Here is a 17,912-nt window from a genome sequence, read left to right as displayed (position 1 = left end):
GTGGGTTGCCTTGCGGTTACCCGTAGAATGGCTGACGGCCCCCGCCCGCCGAACAGGGAGCAAACGGTGACTCTCCCCTCCGCCGCCACCACCTCCGACCACGACGAGAACGAACCGCGCGAAGAGTGCGGTGTGTTCGGTGTCTGGGCCCCGGGCGAAGATGTGGCCAAGCTCACGTACTACGGACTCTACGCACTACAGCACCGCGGTCAGGAGGCGGCCGGCATCGCCGTCGCCGACGGCTCGCAGGTGCTGGTCTTCAAGGATCTCGGCCTGGTGAGCCAGGTCTTCGACGAGCAGACCCTGGCCGCCATGCCCGGCCACGTCGCCGTCGGCCACTGCCGCTACTCCACCACCGGCTCCACCACCTGGGAGAACGCCCAGCCCATCTTCCGCACCACCGCGGTCGGTACCGGACTCGCGTTGGGGCACAACGGAAATCTGGTCAACACCGCCGAACTGAGCACGCGGGCACGGGAACTCGGCCTGGTCACCGGCCGCCTGGCGGGCACCATGGCCGCCACCTCCGACTCCGACGTGATCACCGCGCTACTCGCGCACGCGGCCGCCGACAAGAGCATCGAGCAGGCCGCCATGGAGCTGCTGCCGACGCTGCGCGGGGCCTTCTGCCTCACCTTCATGGACGAGCACACCCTCTATGCCGCACGCGATCCGCACGGCGTGCGCCCACTATGTCTGGGCCGCCTGGATCGCGGCTGGGTGGTTGCCAGCGAGACCGCGGCCCTGGACATCGTGGGCGCGTCGTTCGTGCGCGAGATCGAGCCCGGCGAACTGCTGGCCATCGACGCCGACGGAGTGCGTTCGCTGCGCTTCGCCAACCCGACCCCCAAGGGCTGCGTCTTCGAATACGTCTACCTGGCCCGGCCCGACTCCACCATCTCCGGCCGCTCGGTGCACGCCACCCGCGTGGACATCGGCCGCCGCCTGGCCGCCGAGCATCCCATCGAGGCCGACCTGGTCATCCCGGTGCCGGAGTCCGGCACCCCGGCCGCCGTGGGCTACGCCCAGGGCTCCGGCGTGCCCTACGGCCAGGGCCTGATGAAGAACGCCTACGTGGGCCGCACCTTCATCCAGCCCAGCCAGACCATCCGCCAGCTCGGAATCCGCTTGAAGCTCAACCCGCTTCGCGAGGTCATCCGCGGCAAGCGGCTCATCGTGGTGGACGACTCCATCGTGCGCGGCAACACCCAGCGCGCGTTGATTCGCATGCTGCGCGAGGCGGGCGCGCTGGAGATCCACGTGCGCATCGCCTCGCCGCCGGTCAAGTGGCCCTGCTTCTACGGCATCGACTTCGCCTCGCGCGCGGAGCTGATCGCCAATGGCGCGGGCCCCGACGGCATCGCGGGCGAGAGCCTCGACGACATGGTGGAGGGTGTGCGCCGCTCCATCGGCGCGGACAGCCTCGGCTACATCTCGCTCGAGGGCATGATCGCCGCCACCGAGCAGCCGCGCTCACGGCTGTGCTGCGCCTGCTTCGACGGCGAGTACCCGATCGCGCTGCCGGTCGAGTCGGCCATCGGCAAGAACGTGCTCGAGGGCATGCTCACCGGTGCGACCGAGTCGGAGCTATTGGCGGACAACGCCAATGCCTCCGCGCTCAGTCGTCCTTGATCGGCTCGGTCGTCCTTGATCATCTGAGCCGTCCGTAACACAACGGTTTTCGTGCCCGCCCACCGAAAAGTGGGCGGGCACGTTGCGTTTCGGGTGCGGTCGTGCGCGTCCGCCCTGATCACGCACGTGCGCCGCGCATTTCCCGTGCGTGCCGGGGAATTGCGGTGGCGCAGTTGAGACATCGGCGTGTGCGCGCGGATGTCGCAACTTGTGTACCGATTGTCCAGAAACGCAACACTGCGGTTATAACCGGTCGATACTGTGCCCAGCCAAAGGATGTCCACCGCGGCGCGGCGGGCCAGTGACCCGGCCGTCGGCGCTGCGTGTTCGAGAGCAAGGGCAGTACATGCGCGCGAAAAGAATTGCGGCAGTCGGGTTCGCCGGACTGGCCGTGTTCGCCATAGCCGGTTGCGGCTCCGGGAAGACCGGGGGCGGCGGTGGTGGCGGAATTCTGGTCGGCACCACCGACAAGGTCACCTCGCTGGATCCGGCGAAGGCCTACGACAATGGTTCCCTCCTGGCCGAAACCCAGGTCTACCAGTTCCTTCTGAACTTCCCGGCGGGTGACGCCACGCCGAAGCCGGATGCCGCCGACAAGTGCGGATTCAGCACCCCGACCGTCTACACCTGCACCCTGAAGCCGGGTTTGAAGTTCGCCAACGGCGACCCGCTCACCGCCAAGAGCGTGAAGTTCTCCTTCGACCGCATGGTGAAGATCGACGACCCGCAGGGCCCGAAGGCGCTGCTGGACAACCTCGATCACACCGACGCGCCCGACGACAAGACGGTCAACTTCACCCTGAAGCAGGCCAATGACCAGACCTTCCCGGCCATCCTGCCCACCCAGGCGGCGGCCATCGTGGACGAGAAGGTGTTCCCGGCCGACAAGGTCCTCGCCGACGAGGACATCGTGAAGGCCAAGCCGTTCTCCGGCCCGTACACCATCTCCAGCTACGACAAGAACAAGCTGGTCGAGTACAAGTCCTACCCGGACTACAACGGCCTGTTCGGCAAGCCCAAGAACGACAGCGTCACGGTGAAGTACTACGCCGAGGCGTCGAACCTGAAACTCGATGTGCAGCAGGGCAATATCGACGTCGCCTGGCACACCCTCTCGCCGACCGACCTGGACTCGCTGCGCAACGACTCCAAGGTGACCGTGCATCAGTCGCCCGGCGGCGACACCCGCTACATCGTGTTCAACCTGAACACCCAGCCCGGCGGCAATCCCGCGCAGAAGCTGGCCATTCGCAAGGCCGTCGCCACCACCATCGACCGCGACGCGCTGGCCACCAATGTCTTCAAGGGGACCTGGTCGCCACTGTATTCGCCGGTGCCCAAGGGTGTTCCGGGCGCGACCGAGGCGCTCAAGGACATCTACGGCGCCAAGCCGAACAAGGACGCGGCCGCCAAGTTCCTGGCCGACGCGGGTGTGACCACGCCGGTCGATCTGAGCCTGCAGTACACCACCGAGCACTACGGCTCGGCCAGCTCGGAGGAGTACGCGGCGATCAAGAACCAGCTCGAGGCCACCGGCCTGTTCAAGGTGAACCTGCAGTCCACCGAATGGGTGGCCTACCAGAAGGCCCGGTCCTCCGACGGCTACCCGGCCTTCCAGTTCGGCTGGTTCCCGGACTACCCGGACGCCGACGACTACCTGCGCCCGTTCTTCACCGAGGACAACTTCCTGCGCAACCACTTCGGGGACCCGAAGATCACCGCCGAGCTGAATGCCGAACTGACCGAGGGTGATCCGGCCAAGCGGGCCGCCGTACTGGCTACCCTGCAGCACGATCTGATGGCGGACTTCCTGCCCATCGTCCCGCTGCTGACGGGTAACCAGATCGCCGTCGCGGGCAAGAACGTGCAGGGCGTGGACAGCACGCTGGATCCGTCCTCCAAGTTCCGCTTCGGTGTGCTGAGCAAATAACCGGTTCCGGCCCGCCCGGCAATGAGGGGCGGGCGGGCCGGTAACTAGTTATTCAAGAGAACTAAAAATTATTCACGCAGAGAAGAATTTTGCCGGAGTTTTTGCTGGTTATAACCAGGTTCGGCAGAGTTCGATTTATTCATCTGTCCAAAAGCAACACAGCGGCAACATTCCGTTACTACGGTGCGCCGAGACACATCAAGCTGTGGCGGTGTGAGGTCTGCGATCCGGACGTCCGCCGCCCGACGTTCGAGAGTTGAGCACTATGGGTTCGAAGACGAACCGGGCGAGGACCTTCGCCGCGGTCGGCATGGCAGGTATCGCACTGGTGGCCGCGGGCTGCGGCTCCGGGCGCACCGGGGACGGGGGAAGTGGCGCGGGCCTCGTGGTCGGCACCACCGACAAGATCTTCTCGCTGGATCCGGCCCTCGCCTACGACAATGGCTCGCTGCAGGCCGAGACGCAGATCTACCAGACCCTGCTGAACTTCGCGCCCGGCAAGACCGTTCCCGAACCGGACGCCGCCGAGAAGTGCGGCTTCACCGCGCCGACCGTCTACAGCTGCACCCTGAAGCCCGGTTTGAAGTTCGCCAATGGCAACCCGCTCACCGCCAAGAGCGTGAAGTTCTCCTTCGACCGCATCCTGAAGATCAACGATCCCAACGGTCCCGCCTCGCTGCTGGGCAACCTGGACCACACCGACGCGCCCGACGAGAAGACCGTCAACTTCACGCTGAAGGTCGCCAACGACCAGACCTTCGCCTCGGTGCTGCCCAGTCAGGCCGGAATCATCGTGGACGAGAAGAGCTTCCCGGCCGACAAGGTGCTCGACGACAACGACGTGGTCAAGACCAACGCGTTCTCGGGTCCGTACACCATCACCAGCTACGAGAAGAACAAGCTGGTCGACTACAAGGCCAACCCGGACTACAACGGCCTGTTCGGCAAGCCCAAGAACAGCGGCGTCTCGGTCAAGTACTACGCCGAGATGGCCAACCTGAAACTCGATGTGCAGAACGGCAATATCGACGTCGCCTACCGGAGCCTGAGCCCCACCGATGTCGACTCGCTGCGCAACGACAGCAAGGTCACCGTGCATGAGGGGCCCGGTGGCGAGCTGCGCTACATCGTCTTCAACATGAACACCATGCCCGGCGGCACCCCGGCCCAGAAGCTGGCCGTGCGCAAGGCGATCGCCTCGAGCGTCGATCGCGACGCCCTGGCCACCGGCGTCTACAAGGGCACCTACAAGCCCGCCTACTCCTCGGTGGTGCCCGGCGCGACCGGCGCGACCGAACCGTACAAGGACCTCTACGGCGCCAAGCCGAACAAGGACGCGGCCGCCAAGTTCCTGGCCGACGCCGGTGTCGCGGCTCCGGTCACGCTGAACCTGCAGTACAACTCCGATCACTACGGCGGCTCCAGCTCCGAGGAGTACGCGGCCATCAAGAACCAGCTCGAGGCCACCGGGCTGTTCAAGGTGAATCTGCAGTCGACCGAGTGGGTTTCGTATCAGGATGAACGGGTGAAGGACTCCTACCCGCTGTACCAGTTCGGCTGGTTCCCGGACTTCCCGGACGCCGACAACTACCTGACCCCGTTCTTCGCACCGAACAACACGCTGCAGAACCACTTCGAGGATCCGCAGATCAACGCGCTGCTCACCGCGGAGACCACCGAACCCGACCCGGCCAAGCGAGCCGACATCCTGAAGAAGGTGCAATTCTCGCTGGCCAATGACCACCTGCCCATGCTGCCGCTGCTGGCCGGAACCAATATCGCGGTCGCGGGCAAGAACGTGCAGGGCGTCGCCGACACCCTCGACCCCACCTTCAAGTTCCGCTTCGGTGTGCTGAGCAAGTGACCGCCATCGAGGAGAAGGGCGCGCTGGTTCCGGCGCGCCCCGAGGGAAAGCGACCGCGCGGCAGCAGTTCCCGCTACAGTGCGCTGCTGCGCTACCTGGGGGTGAGGGCGCTGCTCATCATCCCGACCACCTGGATCCTGGTCACCCTGGTGTTCTTCCTCATGCGCGTGATCGGTGACCCGATCAGCGCCGCCATGGGTGGCCGCCTGAGCCCTCAACAGATCCAGGAGCGCAAGGAGGCCGCCGGGCTCAACCGACCCATCCTGACCCAGTACTGGGAGTACCTGTCCGGGCTGTTGAAGGGCGATTTCGGCCGCTCCCAGGACAATCGGGCCATCAGCGACGTCATCGTCACCTACGGCGCGGCCACCCTGGAGCTGGTCTTCTGGTCGCTCATCGTGGCCTTCGTGGTCGGCGTGCCGCTGGGCAGATACGCTGCCACCAAACGGGATTCGGCCCGCGACGTGAGCCTGCGGCTGTTCGCCATCCTGGTGTACGCGGCACCCGTCTTCTTCGTCGGCCTGCTGCTCAAGCTGATCTTCTCGGTCAAGCTGGGCTGGCTGCCGGTCGCCGGGCGGGCCAGCACCAATGTGGAGCTGCAGCTGCAGCACGTGTCGCCCAAGACCAACATCATGATCGTCGACGCGATCCTCTACGGCGACACGAGTTACATCGTGGATGTGCTGAAACACGCTGTGCTGCCCGCGATCGCGCTGGGTCTGCTCACCGCGGGCGTCTTCCTGCGCCTGGTGCGGATCAACCTGATCCAGACGCTGCGCTCGGGCTACGTCGAAGCCGCCCGTGCCCGTGGGCTTTCCGACCGCGTCGTCACCGGGCGGCACGCCTTCCGCAATGCCCTGATTCCGGTCGTGACCGTCATGGGCATGCAGATCGCCATGATGCTCGGCGGCGCGGTGCTCACCGAAACCACCTTCGAGTGGAAGGGATTGGGCTACCAGCTCGCCTCCTACCTGCAGTCGCGCGACTTCGTCGCGGTACAGGGCATTGTCGCGTTCATCGCCATCGTGGTGGCCGTCATGAGCTTCCTGGTGGACCTGATCGTGGCGCTGATCGACCCGAGGGTGAGGTTCTGATGACCGTCATCGAAACCGGCGTCGAAGCGCCGGTACCACCCACCAGAAGCAAGCTGCGCATCCCGGGCATGGGCCTGGTGCGCATGACCTCCGGGCTGCAGCGCTTCACGCTGCTGCTGGGGCTCGCACTGGTCGCGGGCTTCATCCTGGTCGCCATCTTCGCACCGCTCATCGCGCCCTACGGCTTCGCCCAGAGCGCCTCGGACGGCGTCGATTTCGCGCGGCAGCAGGCGCCCTCGGCAGCGCACTGGTTCGGCACCTCGGTGCGCGGCGAGGACGTGTTCTCGCGCGTCATCTTCGGTGCGCGCACCGCGCTGTCGGTCATCGCGGTGTCGCTGGTGCTGTCGCTGTTCGTCGGCGTGCCCCTGGGGTTGGTGTCCGGCTACCTGGGCAGCTGGGTGGACCGCATCCTGGTGCTGTTCATGGACGCCATGTACGCGTTCCCGTCGCTGCTGCTGGCCATCGTGGTGTCGATCGTGGTGTCGGGCGGGCAGTCGTCGAGCTTCGGCGGCATCCTGTCGGCGGCCATCGCCATCACCGTCATCTTCGTGCCGCAGTACTTCCGGGTGGTGCGCAATGCCACCATCTCGGTGAAGCAGGAACCGTATGTGGACGCCGCGCGGGTCACCGGCGCGTCCACCGTGCGAATCCTGTTCCGGCACATCCTCGCCAATGTCACCCAGTCGCTGCCGGTGCTCATCACCCTCAACGGCGCGGAAGCGATTCTGACGCTGGCGGGCCTGGGCTTCCTCGGCTTCGGCATCGAACCCACCCAGGCCGCCGAATGGGGCTACGACCTCAACAAGGCGCTCTCCGATGTCTCCAACGGGATTTGGTGGACCGGCGTGTGGCCCGGTGTGGCCATCGTGCTGGTGGTGCTCGGCATGACCCTGGTCGGTGAGAGCCTCAACGAGGTGCTCAACCCCTTGCTGCGCACCCGCCGCGCCGCCACCGCGCCCGCGGCGGAGGCCGACCCCACGGAATCCGCGAAGGAGGCTGACAATGCCTGAACCCGTCCTGTCCTTCGACGGCCTCACCGTCACCTTTGCCACCGACGCCGGGTCGGTCACGGCCGTGAAAAACGTGTCCTACCAGGTGTATCCGGGTGAGGTGCTGGCCGTGGTCGGCGAATCCGGCTCCGGCAAATCGGTGAGCTCCCGCACCGCCATGGGCCTGCTGCCGCCCACCGCCAGCGTGCGCGGGGCGGTCACACTCGGCACCAAGGCCGTCACCAAGATGAGCGAGCGCGAACTCACCGCGCTGCGCGGCGGGGCCATTTCCATGGTGTTCCAGGAGCCGGGCGCGGCCCTGGACCCGCTGTTCACGGTCGGCTTCCAGATCGGCGAGGCGTTGCGCGCGCACTCCGGCATGAAGCGAAAGGCGGCCCGCGCCAAGGCGATCGAGCTGCTGCGCGCGGTCGGGCTGCCCGATCCGGAGGCGCGGGTCGACTACTACCCGCATCAGCTCTCCGGCGGCCAGAAGCAGCGCGTGGTGATCGCCATCGCCATCGCCTGTGAACCGAAGGTGATCATCGCCGACGAGCCCACCACCGCGCTAGATGTCACCGTGCAGGCCGAAATCCTGGAACTGCTGCGGGATCTGCGCGATCGCATCGGCGCGGCCATCGTCCTCATCACCCACAATATGGGCGTGGTCGCCGACCTCGCCGATCGCGTGGTGGTGATGCGGGAGGGCCGCATTGTCGAAGAGGCCACGGTGGACCGGCTTTTCACCGACCCACAGCACGAGTACACCCGCGCCCTGTTGGCGGCCGTGCCGAAACTGCATGTGCTGCCGGATAATTGGGAAGCCGACCACTCCGCCGACTGCGCGGCGGTGGCGGGCACGGGTCTGGCGAGGGCCACCGCCCGCGAACCCGTTCCGGCCGACGCCGAGACGGTGCTCGAGGTCGCGAACCTGGTCGTCGAATTTCCGGCCCCGCTCGGCCGCCCGGCCTTCCGGGCCGTCGACGACGTGACCCTGTCGCTGCGCCGGGGTGAAACCCTCGGCCTGGTCGGCGAATCCGGCTCCGGCAAGTCCACCATCGGCCGCTGTGTGGCCGCACTGCAACGCCCCACCGCGGGCAGCGTGCGGGTGCTGGGCACCGATATCGCCGGACTCTCCGAACGTAAGCTGCGGCCCATTCGCCGCCGTTTCGGCTTCGTCTTCCAGGACCCGGCCACCTCCCTCAACCCGCGCCTCACCATTGGTGAGTGCGTGGCCGAACCGCTGCTCGTGCACAAGGAGGCCAAGGGCGCGGCCGCCCGCGACCGCGTGCGGCATCTCCTCGATGACGTCCAGCTTCCGGCCGGGGTGGAAAACCGGTACCCGCACGAGCTTTCCGGCGGTCAGCGCCAGCGTGTCAGCCTGGCGCGCGCCCTGGTGCTGAATCCGGACCTGCTGGTGGCCGACGAACCGACCAGTGCCCTGGACGTCTCGGTCCAGGCCAAGGTGCTCGAGCTGTTCGCCGAGCTGCAACGCGAATGCGGTTGGGCGTGCCTGTTCATCAGCCACGACCTGGCGGTGGTCGATCAGCTGGCGGACCGGATCGTGGTGCTGCGCAACGGGTCCGTGGTCGAACAGGGTGACAATGACGACATTCTGCGCCGCCCGCGCGAGGAGTACACGCAGCGACTCGTCGCCGCCGTGCCCGTCCCCGATCCGCTGGAGCAAAGGCGTCGTCGCACCGAAACCGCGACATTGTTCGCGGGGGCGGGCACGCCCTGACACATGGCAGGCACCGTAGCGAGTGCAAGGTCGTTATCGCGTTCCGGTACCGTGAGCAGGCATCTATCCGTCGATTCGGCTTGGAGCTCTCCCCGACAATGACTGAACAGACCCCCAGCGGCGCCGGTGCCTCGTACGCGGCGGCCGGTGTCGATATCGAAGCCGGTGACCGCGCGGTCGAGCTCTTCGCGCCGCTGGCGAAGAAGGCAAGCCGTCCCGAAGTGCAGGGCGGACTCGGCGGCTTCGCAGGACTGTTCGCATTGAAGGGCGGCTACAAGGAGCCCCTGCTCGCGGCCTCCACCGACGGCGTCGGCACCAAGATCGCGGTCGCCCAGGCCCTCGACAAGCACGACACCATCGGCCTGGACCTGGTCGCCATGGTCGTCGACGACCTGGTGGTCTGCGGTGCCGAACCGCTGTTCCTGCAGGACTACATCGCCGTCGGCAAGGTGGTCCCGGAACGGGTCGCGCAGATCGTGTCGGGCATCGCCGAGGGCTGCGTCATCGCCGGGTGCGCCCTGCTCGGCGGCGAGACCGCCGAGCACCCGGGCCTGATGGGCGCCGACGACTACGACATCTCCGGCACCGGCGTCGGCGTCGTGGAAGCCGACGCCGTGCTCGGCCCGGACCGGGTCCGCCCCGGCGACGTGGTCATCGGCATGGGCGCCTCGGGCCTGCACTCCAACGGCTACTCACTGGCCCGCAAGGTGCTGCTCGACATCGACCGCATGTCCCTCACCGGACACGTCGAGGAGTTCGGCCGCACCCTCGGCGAGGAACTGCTGGAGCCGACCAAGATCTACGCCAAGGACTGCCTGGCGCTGATCGCCGAAACCGATGTGCGCACCTTCTGCCACGTGACGGGCGGCGGCCTGGCCGCCAACCTGGCCCGCGTGCTCCCGGCCGGTCTGGTCGCCGAGCTCGATCGCGGCACCTGGAACCCGGCACCGGTCTTCAAGATGATCGCCCAGCGCGGCCGCGTGGAGCGGCTCGAGATGGAGAAGACCTTCAATATGGGTGTCGGCATGGTCGCCGTCGTCGCGCCCGAGGACGCCGACCGCGCGCTGGCCGTCCTCACCGCCCGCCACATCGACTGCTGGACCCTCGGCACGGTGAAGAAGGCCAAGGACGCCGACGCCCCGCGCGCCATCCTCGTGGGCGACCACCCGCGCTTCTGAGGAAAACCCAACTCTCGGGACTCTCAGGGGGCTTCGCCCCCCGAACCCCCGAAACCGAAAGCCCCGGTCACTCGTAGTGAGTGACCGGGGCTATTCGTATGTCCGAATCTTTGTGCGGCACGGCAACTCTCACACACCGCGAATACACAAATCAACGTCCCGTCCAAGGTTGCGGACGGGACGCTAGTGCTGCTGGTAAACCCTCAGCGTCGCCTGCGTCTCGGCTGAAAACGACGTGCTAAAGGGGGAAGCCGTTGGCCTCCCCCTGCATTACGTCGATCTCGGAGTCAGCGACGCCAGTCGTCGTAGCTGTCTTCGTCGTCCCAGCGCGACGACGAATCGCTCGCGTCATGCTCTTCGGAAAGCACACCACTCCGCTGTGAGTCGGAGGGACTCCCCGACAGCTCTCGCTGAAGGCTCGAGAAGTCGGTCGTCGGCGAGCTGTACTTGAGCTCCCGTGCGACCTTGGTCTGCTTTGCCTTAGCCCGGCCACGGCCCATGGCTGACCCCCTCGCGTCACTGCGGGGCGGCCTGGGGTGGGTTTGGCGGCCCCGTTCGAATTAATACTCTTCCTGACGAACACTTTAGCGTGTGTCTGGCAGTCGCGCTTCCAGGAGTGGGGGATAAACGTTCCGGGGCCGGGCGCACCCGATCTTGGTGCCCCGGAAAAAGCCTGGCGACCGGGGGCTATAGGACCCCGGGGATGGCTCGCAGGACGCCCACCCGGGCCCCTCCGCCGAGCACCGCGGGCGCCGCGAGTTCGGCGTGCTCGTCGGTCCATTCGATGCCCATACGCTGGAGAATGGCCAGCGTCAGGGGAAGTCGCGCACGATCCGCGCCATCGTCGATCTTGTAGGCGAAGGCCGAACCGTCCGGCAGCGCACCGGCGTGCACACCGTCCGCGCCGATCTTGCAGACCAGACCCGGGGTTGCGGACATGACGCGGAAGTCCGGCCCGTCAGTGCCGGAAATCACTCGCGGATGGGCCCGAATCGCGTCCGCGATCCGGCGTTCGGGGGTACCGGGATCGGCGGTGGCGAAGGTGGCGTAGGCGCGGGCCAGATTCACCAGCGAGACCGGGACGATGGGCAGGCCGCAGCCGTCGATGCCCAGATCGGTCTCCGGTTCGCCGGTCACATCGGCGACCGTTTCCAGCACCGCCTGCTGCAGCGGGTGGCCGACCTCGAGGTAGCCGCGGGTGGGCCAGTCGTTGATCTTGCAGGTGGCGAGCATGGCGGCGTGCTTGCCGGAGCAGTTCATATAGACGCGTCGGGCGGCCTTGGCGCGGTCGCTGCCCGCCAGCACCTGGGCGCGGGCCCGCTCCTCGAAGGGCAGGTCCGGCGGGCATTCGAGGTCGTCCTCGGTGAATCCGAAGCGATCCAGCAGGCGCTGCACCAGCTCCACGTGGTCGGGCTCGCCGAAGTGGGAGGCGGTCGCGATGGCCAATTCGGCGTCGTCGACCGGTTCGAAACCATTGCGCAGCAGGGTTAGTGCCTGCAGCGGCTTGTTGGTCGAGCGCGGGAAGATCGGGCCGTGCACCGCGCCGACCTCCACCAGCGGTTCCCCGTCGGGGCGCAGGATCACCGCCGAACCGCGATGCACGCACTCCCGGAATCCGGAGCGCACCACCTCGACGAGATCCACGCTCATTCGCGAATTCCCTTCCGCTGTCGATGTCATCGGGCGACCGCCCCGGCCCGGCGGCGACGGTGGCGCTCGATCTGCATGCGCACGTCGTCGGAAAGGGTGGGCTCGGATTCCAGCAGCGCGTCCAGGCGTTCGGGGTGCGCGCCGGTGAACAGGTCGCGCACGGTGACGCCGTGTTCGGGCGTGTGCACCACGCGAACCTCGTCGCCCGCCCCGATCGTGCCCTCGGCCAGCACCCGGAAGTAGGCGCCCGTATCCGCCTGCGCGGTGAAGCGTTTCACCCACTGCGGCTCGCCGGTGCGCCACTGGAAGGTCGCGCAGGGCACGCGCGGCGCGGAGACCTCGAGCAGGGTGTCGCCGATGGCCCAGCGGGCGCCGAGCACCGCGTCACTGACGGGAAGGCCGGACAGGCGCAGGTTTTCGCCGAACCAGCCCGGTTCGAGGGCGCGGCCGAGTTCGTCGGCCCAGCGCCGGGCGTCCTCCTCGGCGTAGGCGTAGACGGCCTGGTGCACGCCGCCGTGGTGCTTGGTGTCGCAGACGTGATCGCCGTCCAGGCCCAGCGCGCGCACCGGAACCCGGTGCGGGACCGGACGTTTGTCGATGGCGGTGCGGCCGACCTTGGAAGACTTGGCGGGCACCTCGAGTTCGGCGTGCACGACGCAGACGGCCAGCACCCGGCCGATGGCGGTGGTGCTCACCGGCCGCGCAGCTTCTCGACGGCGAGCCGACCGGCCTGCGGCTCGTCGTGGGCGGGCACCGAATCCGGATCGATGGACGCGGCGCACGGGCCCGCCGTGAGCTCGGTGTCGACGGGGATGGTGCGTTTGATCAAAGCCAGTGCGATCGGCCCGAATTCGTAGTGGTCGACGACCGTGCCCAGCACGCCGACCGCGCGGCCGCCCGCGGTCACCGGATCACCCGGCGCGGGACGGGAATCCGCGGAGCCGTCCAGGTGCAGCAGCACCAGGTGCCGGGGCGGCTTGCCCAGATTGTGCACCCGGGCCACGGTCTCCTGGCCGCGGTAGCAGCCCTTGTTCAGGTGCACGGCACCGTGTTCGGCGGGGCCGCCGATCCAGTTCACCTCGTGCGGGATGGTGCGCTCGTCGGTGTCGAGGCCCAGGCGGGGGCGCAGCGCCTCGACCCGCAGCGCCTCGAACGCCCACATGCCCGCGGCCGCCGCGCCCGCGTCGCGGAGCTTGGTCCACCAGGTGACCAGCCGATCCCGCGGGATCACGAGGTCGAAGGAATCGGCGGTGGGCCAGGGCATGCGGCGCAGGAAGCCGCCGCCGGGCAGCGGCACGGCGCGGTAGGTCTCGGGAAGGGCCGGGATGCCGAGGGTTTCGGTGAGGTCGGCCACACCGGGGCCCAGCAGGCTCAGCACGGCATGGTCATTGGCCTCGACCGGCTTGGCGTCGGCCCAGAAGACCATCTTCTGCAGGAAGCTCAGCAGCTCCGGCCCGCGCGCGCCCTCGGTGTCGATCCACACCGTGCCGTCGAGCTCGGTGAGCACGAAGTGATTGAGCACCCGGCCGTTCAGATCCAGGTCCAGATTCTCGGCGGACTCACCGTCGCGCAGGTCGGCCACGGCCTGGCTGGAGATGGTGTGCAGCCAGCTCAACCGTTCTTTTCCGGTGATGGCGAGCACGAATCGGTGGGAGCGATCGACCACCGCCACTCGCGTTGCGGCCGCGCGCTGCTCGCCGAAGGGATCGCCGTAATGCCACGCGACCGCGGCATCCGGAGACTCCGGCAGCCCCGCGACAGCCCCGGGAACCTGCAGGATCGGACTGGGCGCAACCGAGGAGGACACAAACCCACACTAACCCGCGGGGCCGTGCGGTCTCACACTGCGTGCACGGCCTTGGCGATTCCTCTACGCCCGGCGCGGATTCGGCGACCGGCTGTCAACCCGGCTTCCAGTGGTGTCCATCGGGTCGGGGCCGCTGTGCGCGAGGGCCACTGACCGCAGGACCGGAATCGTCGCAGCTATCCCCGGAATCGGTGGTTGATCCGGCCTTCGACCGGGCGCCGACGGCGGTGATCGCCGTCGCCGACCGGGCGCGGGCGCGGCGGCGGGCGGCATTTGCCAATCCGGTAATCGCTCGTCGGCGGGCCATCTGTCATAGGGTCGAGGCCATGGTGGAACGGGTTCTGGTGACTCTCGACGGCGCGATCCGGGATCCGGACGCGCCGTTGCTGTATGCGGACGACATCGGTGTGCTGCGGGGCGACGGCATCTTCGAGACGGTGCTGGTGCGCGGGGGCGTGCCGTGCGCATTGGAATTGCATCTGGCGCGACTACGGCGCTCGGCCGAGGCGCTGGATCTGCCCGCGCCGGATCTCGAGGCCTGGCGGTTCGCGGTGGAGATGGCCGCCGAGGAGTGGGGCAGCGAGCGCGAGGGGACCTTGCGCATGGTGCTCACCCGCGGGCGTGACAGCGATCACGGCACCTCTGGCAACGTATCGGCAAACAAGGGTGGGGACCTGGCCGGAGCCGAACCCGCCAGCACCGGTTACGTTTTGGTGGTCCCGGTCCCCGAGCGCGTGAAAATCGCCCGCACCGAGGGTGTTTCGGTGATCACCCTGTCGCGGGGCATCTCCATCGATCTGGCGCAGAACGCGCCGTGGCTGCTGCTGGGCGCGAAGACGCTGTCCTACGCGACCAATATGTCGGCGCTGCGCTTCGCCCAGCGGATGGGCGCGGACGACGTCATCTTCACCAGCACCGAGCACCGGGTGCTCGAGGGCCCGCGCTCCACGGTCGTCGTGCAGCGCGACAACAAGCTCATCACCCCGCCCGCCCGAAATGGCGTGCTGCCCGGCACCACTCAGCGCGCGCTGTTCGCGCAGGCGGAGAAGGCGGGCTGGGAGTGCGAGTACGAGCCGCTGTTCATCGCGGACCTGATCACCGCCGACGCGGTGTGGCTGCTGTCCTCGGTAACCCTGGCCGCGCGGGTCAATTCGCTGGACGGGCTGCGGATGTCGGCCCCCGACAACGCGGGCGAGATCATCGAGATGGTGAACCGCGGGATCGCGTTGCCGGGCAGCCTCGCCGATTGGTGATGCGGGTTCTAGGGCCTTTCGCCTGATTTGGTCCCCGTTTCGCCCGGGCGACGCGGAGTCCTTGGCAGGCAATAGGTCACCACTCGGCAAATTTTCGGCGCACTGTGGCGCGGCGCATGTTGATCTGAAGACCAGTGGGCGTAGTGTCGGTTACTACGTCATGTCGTAGATCGGCAGGGAGGTCGGATGAGCGTCGTAGATTTGGCGCGCTGGCAGTTCGGAATTACCACCGTTTACCACTTCATCCTGGTGCCACTCACCATCGGCCTCGCTCCGCTCGTCGCGGGCATGCAGACCGCCTGGGTGATCACCGGGAAAGAGCACTGGCTGCGGCTCACCAAGTTCTTCGGGAAGCTGTTCCTGATCAACTTCGCCCTCGGCGTCGCCACCGGCATCGTGCAGGAATTCCAGTTCGGCATGGGCTGGAGCGAATACTCCCGCTTCGTCGGCGACGTGTTCGGCGCACCGCTGGCCATGGAGGCACTGGTCGCCTTCTTCATGGAGTCGACCTTCCTGGGCCTGTGGATCTTCGGCTGGACGCGACTACCGCAGAAGGTGCACCTGGCGTGCATCTGGCTGGTCGCCATCGGCGTCAACGCCTCGGCGTACTTCATCATCGCCGCCAACTCGTTCATGCAGCACCCGGTCGGCGCGGAGTACAACCCGAACACCGGCCGCGCCGAACTGCACAGCATCTGGGCGGTGCTGTCCAACAACACCACCCTCGCCGCCTTCCCACACGTGGTGGCCGGATCCTTCCTCACCTCCGGCACTTTCGTCGCGGGCATCGCGGGCTGGTGGATGGTGCGCAACGCGCGCAAGGCCAAGGCCGAGAACAGCGAGGCCCCGCTCGAGGAGGCCCGCACCATGTGGCGGCCGAGCGCGCGCCTGGGCCTGTACGTGATCCTCATCGCGGCCGTCGCGCTCGTCTTCACCGGTGACATCCAGGGCAAGCTCATGTTCAAACAGCAGCCCATGAAGATGGCCTCCGCGGAATCGTTGTGCCACACCGAAACCGATCCGAACTTCTCCGTCCTGACCGTCGGCACCCACAACAACTGCGACAGCGTCGACCACCTCATCGAGGTGCCCTACGTGCTGCCGTGGCTGGCCACCGGCGACTTCACCGGCGTCACCCTGCAGGGCGTCAAGGACCTGCAGGTGACCTACAACGAGAAGTACGGCATCGGCGACTACCGGCCCAACCTGTTCGTCACCTACTGGTCCTTCCGCGCCATGATCACCTGGATGGCGGGCTCGATCCTGTTGGTGCTGGCCGGATTCTGGGTCACCCGCCGCGGCCGGATCCCGGATCAGACCTGGTTCTCGTGGCTGTCGCTGATCGCCATCGCCACCCCGTTCCTGGGCAATATCTCCGGCTGGATCTTCACCGAGATGGGCCGCCAGCCGTGGGTGGTGGCACCCAACCCGACCGGCGACCAGCACATCCGAATGACGGTGCAGCAGGGCGTGTCCGGGGTCTCGGCGGGCACGATCCTCACCTCGCTGATCGTGTTCACGGCGCTCTACGGTCTGCTGGCCATCGGCTGGTTCTACCTCATGCGCCGGTACGTGATCGCCGGACCGGACCAACCCGCCGCCGAGGCGGAAACCCCGAAGATGACCGGGGACTCCGTCGAGAAGCTTTCCTTCGCCTACTAGGAGCCGAGGATGAGTCTCCCTGAATTCTGGTTTCTGCTGATCGCGGTCCTGTTCACCGGCTATTTCGTGCTGGAGGGCTTCGACTTCGGCGTCGGCATGCTGCTGCCCATCATCGGGCGCGGCGACGAGGTGAAGAAGCGCGTGGTGCTCAACACCATCGGGCCGGTGTGGGATGGCAACGAGGTGTGGCTGCTCACCGGCGGCGGCGCCATGTTCGCGGCCTTCCCGGAGTGGTACGCCAGCCTGTTCTCCGGGTTCTACCTGGCGCTGCTGCTCATTCTGGTCGGGCTGATCGCGCGGGCGTGCGCCATCGAATGGCGCGGCAAGATCAATGATCCGCGCTGGCGCAACTGGTGCGATATCGGCATCGCGCTCGGCTCCTGGATCCCGGCGCTGGCCTGGGGCCTGGCCTTCGCGAATATCGTGCACGGCGTGCAGCTCAACGAGCACAAGCGGATCGAGGGCAATCTGTTCGACCTGCTCAACCCGTACGGGCTGCTCGGCGGGCTCACCACGCTGCTGCTGTTCCTGCTGCACGGTGCGGTGTTCATCGCGCTCAAGACCGGCAATGACGTGCGCGACGACGCGCAGCGGATCATCCGCCTGCTGTTCGTGCCCACCGCCGTGGTGGTGGCGGCCTTCGGCATCTGGACCCAGCTCGCCTACGGGCAGGGCTGGACCTGGATTCCGTTGGTGCTGGCCGTGATCGGACTCGTGGTGGCGGGCTTCGCGGCCAGCCAGGGGCGCGACGGCTGGGCCTTCACCGGCACCGCCGTCACCATTGCCGCGGCCACCGTGCTGCTGTTCGGGTCGCTGTTCCCGGATGTGCTGCCGTCCACCATCAATGACGCGTTCAGCCTCACCGTGGACGGACGCGACGGCACCGTGTCGGCGTCCTCGACGCACTACACGCTGGTGGTGATGAGCTGGGTCGCGGTGGCACTGGTCCCGGTCGTGCTGGTCTATCAGGCCTGGACGTACTGGGTGTTCCGCAAGCGGCTCACCATGGAGCAGATCCCGGCTCCGATCGGGCTGCCCATGCAAACCGCCAAGAGCTGAATGGGGAACGGGCGCACCGCAATCGACGGTGCGCCCGTTTTCGTAGAGGAGATCGA

14 protein-coding genes are annotated in these 17,912 nt (G+C 67.3%); 10 read left to right on the top strand and 4 right to left on the bottom strand.

The window, feature by feature from the left end; translation table 11 throughout:
* The first annotated feature begins 66 nt into the window (after positions 1-66).
* The 7 genes from purF to purM all read left to right on the top strand — a co-directional run bounded on the left by purF (position 67) and on the right by purM (position 10,425).
* Positions 67-1,632 (top strand): amidophosphoribosyltransferase, encoded by a 1,566-nt coding sequence (gene purF, locus VMT40_RS03100; protein ID WP_326309806.1) that lies wholly within the window; start codon positions 67-69, stop codon positions 1,630-1,632.
* Positions 1,633-1,978: 346 nt separating this feature from the next.
* Positions 1,979-3,562, top strand: a complete 1,584-nt coding sequence (locus VMT40_RS03095; protein WP_326356440.1) for an ABC transporter substrate-binding protein — start codon at positions 1,979-1,981, stop codon at positions 3,560-3,562.
* A 310-nt stretch (positions 3,563-3,872) separates the two neighbouring features.
* Positions 3,873-5,426 carry an ABC transporter substrate-binding protein gene (locus VMT40_RS03090; RefSeq protein WP_442789921.1) on the top strand — a complete coding sequence of 518 codons (1,554 nt, stop codon included), beginning with the start codon at positions 3,873-3,875 and terminating at the stop codon, positions 5,424-5,426.
* Positions 5,427-5,449: 23 nt separating this feature from the next.
* Positions 5,450-6,520, top strand: coding sequence for an ABC transporter permease (locus VMT40_RS03085; RefSeq protein ID WP_326357171.1), 1,071 nt, complete (start codon positions 5,450-5,452; stop codon positions 6,518-6,520).
* Entirely contained in the window at positions 6,520-7,530 is a 1,011-nt protein-coding gene (locus VMT40_RS03080; protein WP_326356438.1) for an ABC transporter permease, read from the top strand. The genes VMT40_RS03085 and VMT40_RS03080 overlap by 1 nt, the downstream gene beginning before the upstream one ends.
* Complete coding sequence (locus tag VMT40_RS03075) at positions 7,523-9,247, top strand: ABC transporter ATP-binding protein (protein ID WP_326356437.1); 1,725 nt, start codon at positions 7,523-7,525, stop codon at positions 9,245-9,247. The genes VMT40_RS03080 and VMT40_RS03075 overlap by 8 nt, the downstream gene beginning before the upstream one ends.
* A 98-nt stretch (positions 9,248-9,345) precedes the next feature.
* Positions 9,346-10,425: a phosphoribosylformylglycinamidine cyclo-ligase gene (gene purM / locus VMT40_RS03070; RefSeq protein WP_326356436.1), complete on the top strand. Its 1,080-nt coding sequence runs from the start codon at positions 9,346-9,348 to the stop codon at positions 10,423-10,425.
* Between the two features lie 287 nt (positions 10,426-10,712).
* On the opposite strand, the gene VMT40_RS03065 is transcribed toward purM, so the two are convergent.
* The 4 genes from VMT40_RS03065 to ygfZ form a co-directional block, all read right to left on the bottom strand.
* Positions 10,713-10,925 carry a DUF3073 domain-containing protein gene (locus VMT40_RS03065; RefSeq protein WP_326309800.1) on the bottom strand — a complete coding sequence of 71 codons (213 nt, stop codon included), beginning with the start codon at positions 10,923-10,925 and terminating at the stop codon, positions 10,713-10,715.
* Positions 10,926-11,112: 187 nt separating this feature from the next.
* On the bottom strand, positions 11,113-12,075 hold the full coding sequence (locus VMT40_RS03060; RefSeq protein WP_326356435.1) for an asparaginase: 963 nt from the start codon (positions 12,073-12,075) through the stop codon (positions 11,113-11,115).
* 26 nt (positions 12,076-12,101) lie between these two features.
* The gene (locus VMT40_RS03055; protein ID WP_326356434.1) at positions 12,102-12,770 is read right to left on the bottom strand and encodes an MOSC domain-containing protein; all 669 of its coding nucleotides are present in this window, start codon (positions 12,768-12,770) and stop codon (positions 12,102-12,104) included.
* Positions 12,767-13,882, bottom strand: coding sequence for a CAF17-like 4Fe-4S cluster assembly/insertion protein YgfZ (gene ygfZ, locus VMT40_RS03050; RefSeq protein WP_326356433.1), 1,116 nt, complete (start codon positions 13,880-13,882; stop codon positions 12,767-12,769). Before ygfZ ends, VMT40_RS03055 begins: the two co-directional genes overlap by 4 nt.
* Before the next feature lie 326 nt (positions 13,883-14,208).
* On the opposite strand from ygfZ, the gene VMT40_RS03045 reads away from it, so the two are divergent.
* From VMT40_RS03045 to cydB, 3 genes are all read left to right on the top strand, one after another.
* Positions 14,209-15,135 carry an aminodeoxychorismate lyase gene (locus tag VMT40_RS03045; RefSeq protein ID WP_326356432.1) on the top strand — a complete coding sequence of 309 codons (927 nt, stop codon included), beginning with the start codon at positions 14,209-14,211 and terminating at the stop codon, positions 15,133-15,135.
* Between the two features lie 186 nt (positions 15,136-15,321).
* Positions 15,322-16,797 (top strand): cytochrome ubiquinol oxidase subunit I, encoded by a 1,476-nt coding sequence (locus tag VMT40_RS03040; RefSeq protein ID WP_326356431.1) that lies wholly within the window; start codon positions 15,322-15,324, stop codon positions 16,795-16,797.
* Positions 16,798-16,806: 9 nt separating this feature from the next.
* Complete coding sequence (gene cydB, locus VMT40_RS03035) at positions 16,807-17,856, top strand: cytochrome d ubiquinol oxidase subunit II (protein WP_326356430.1); 1,050 nt, start codon at positions 16,807-16,809, stop codon at positions 17,854-17,856.
* The last annotated feature ends 56 nt before the right edge of the window (positions 17,857-17,912 follow it).

The organism is Nocardia sp. CDC160 (genome assembly GCF_035818795.1).
In the GTDB taxonomy this organism is placed as follows: domain Bacteria; phylum Actinomycetota; class Actinomycetes; order Mycobacteriales; family Mycobacteriaceae; genus Nocardia.
The sequence above is the reverse complement of the archived record's forward strand: the minus strand, read 5'-3'. Positions and strand labels throughout refer to the sequence as shown.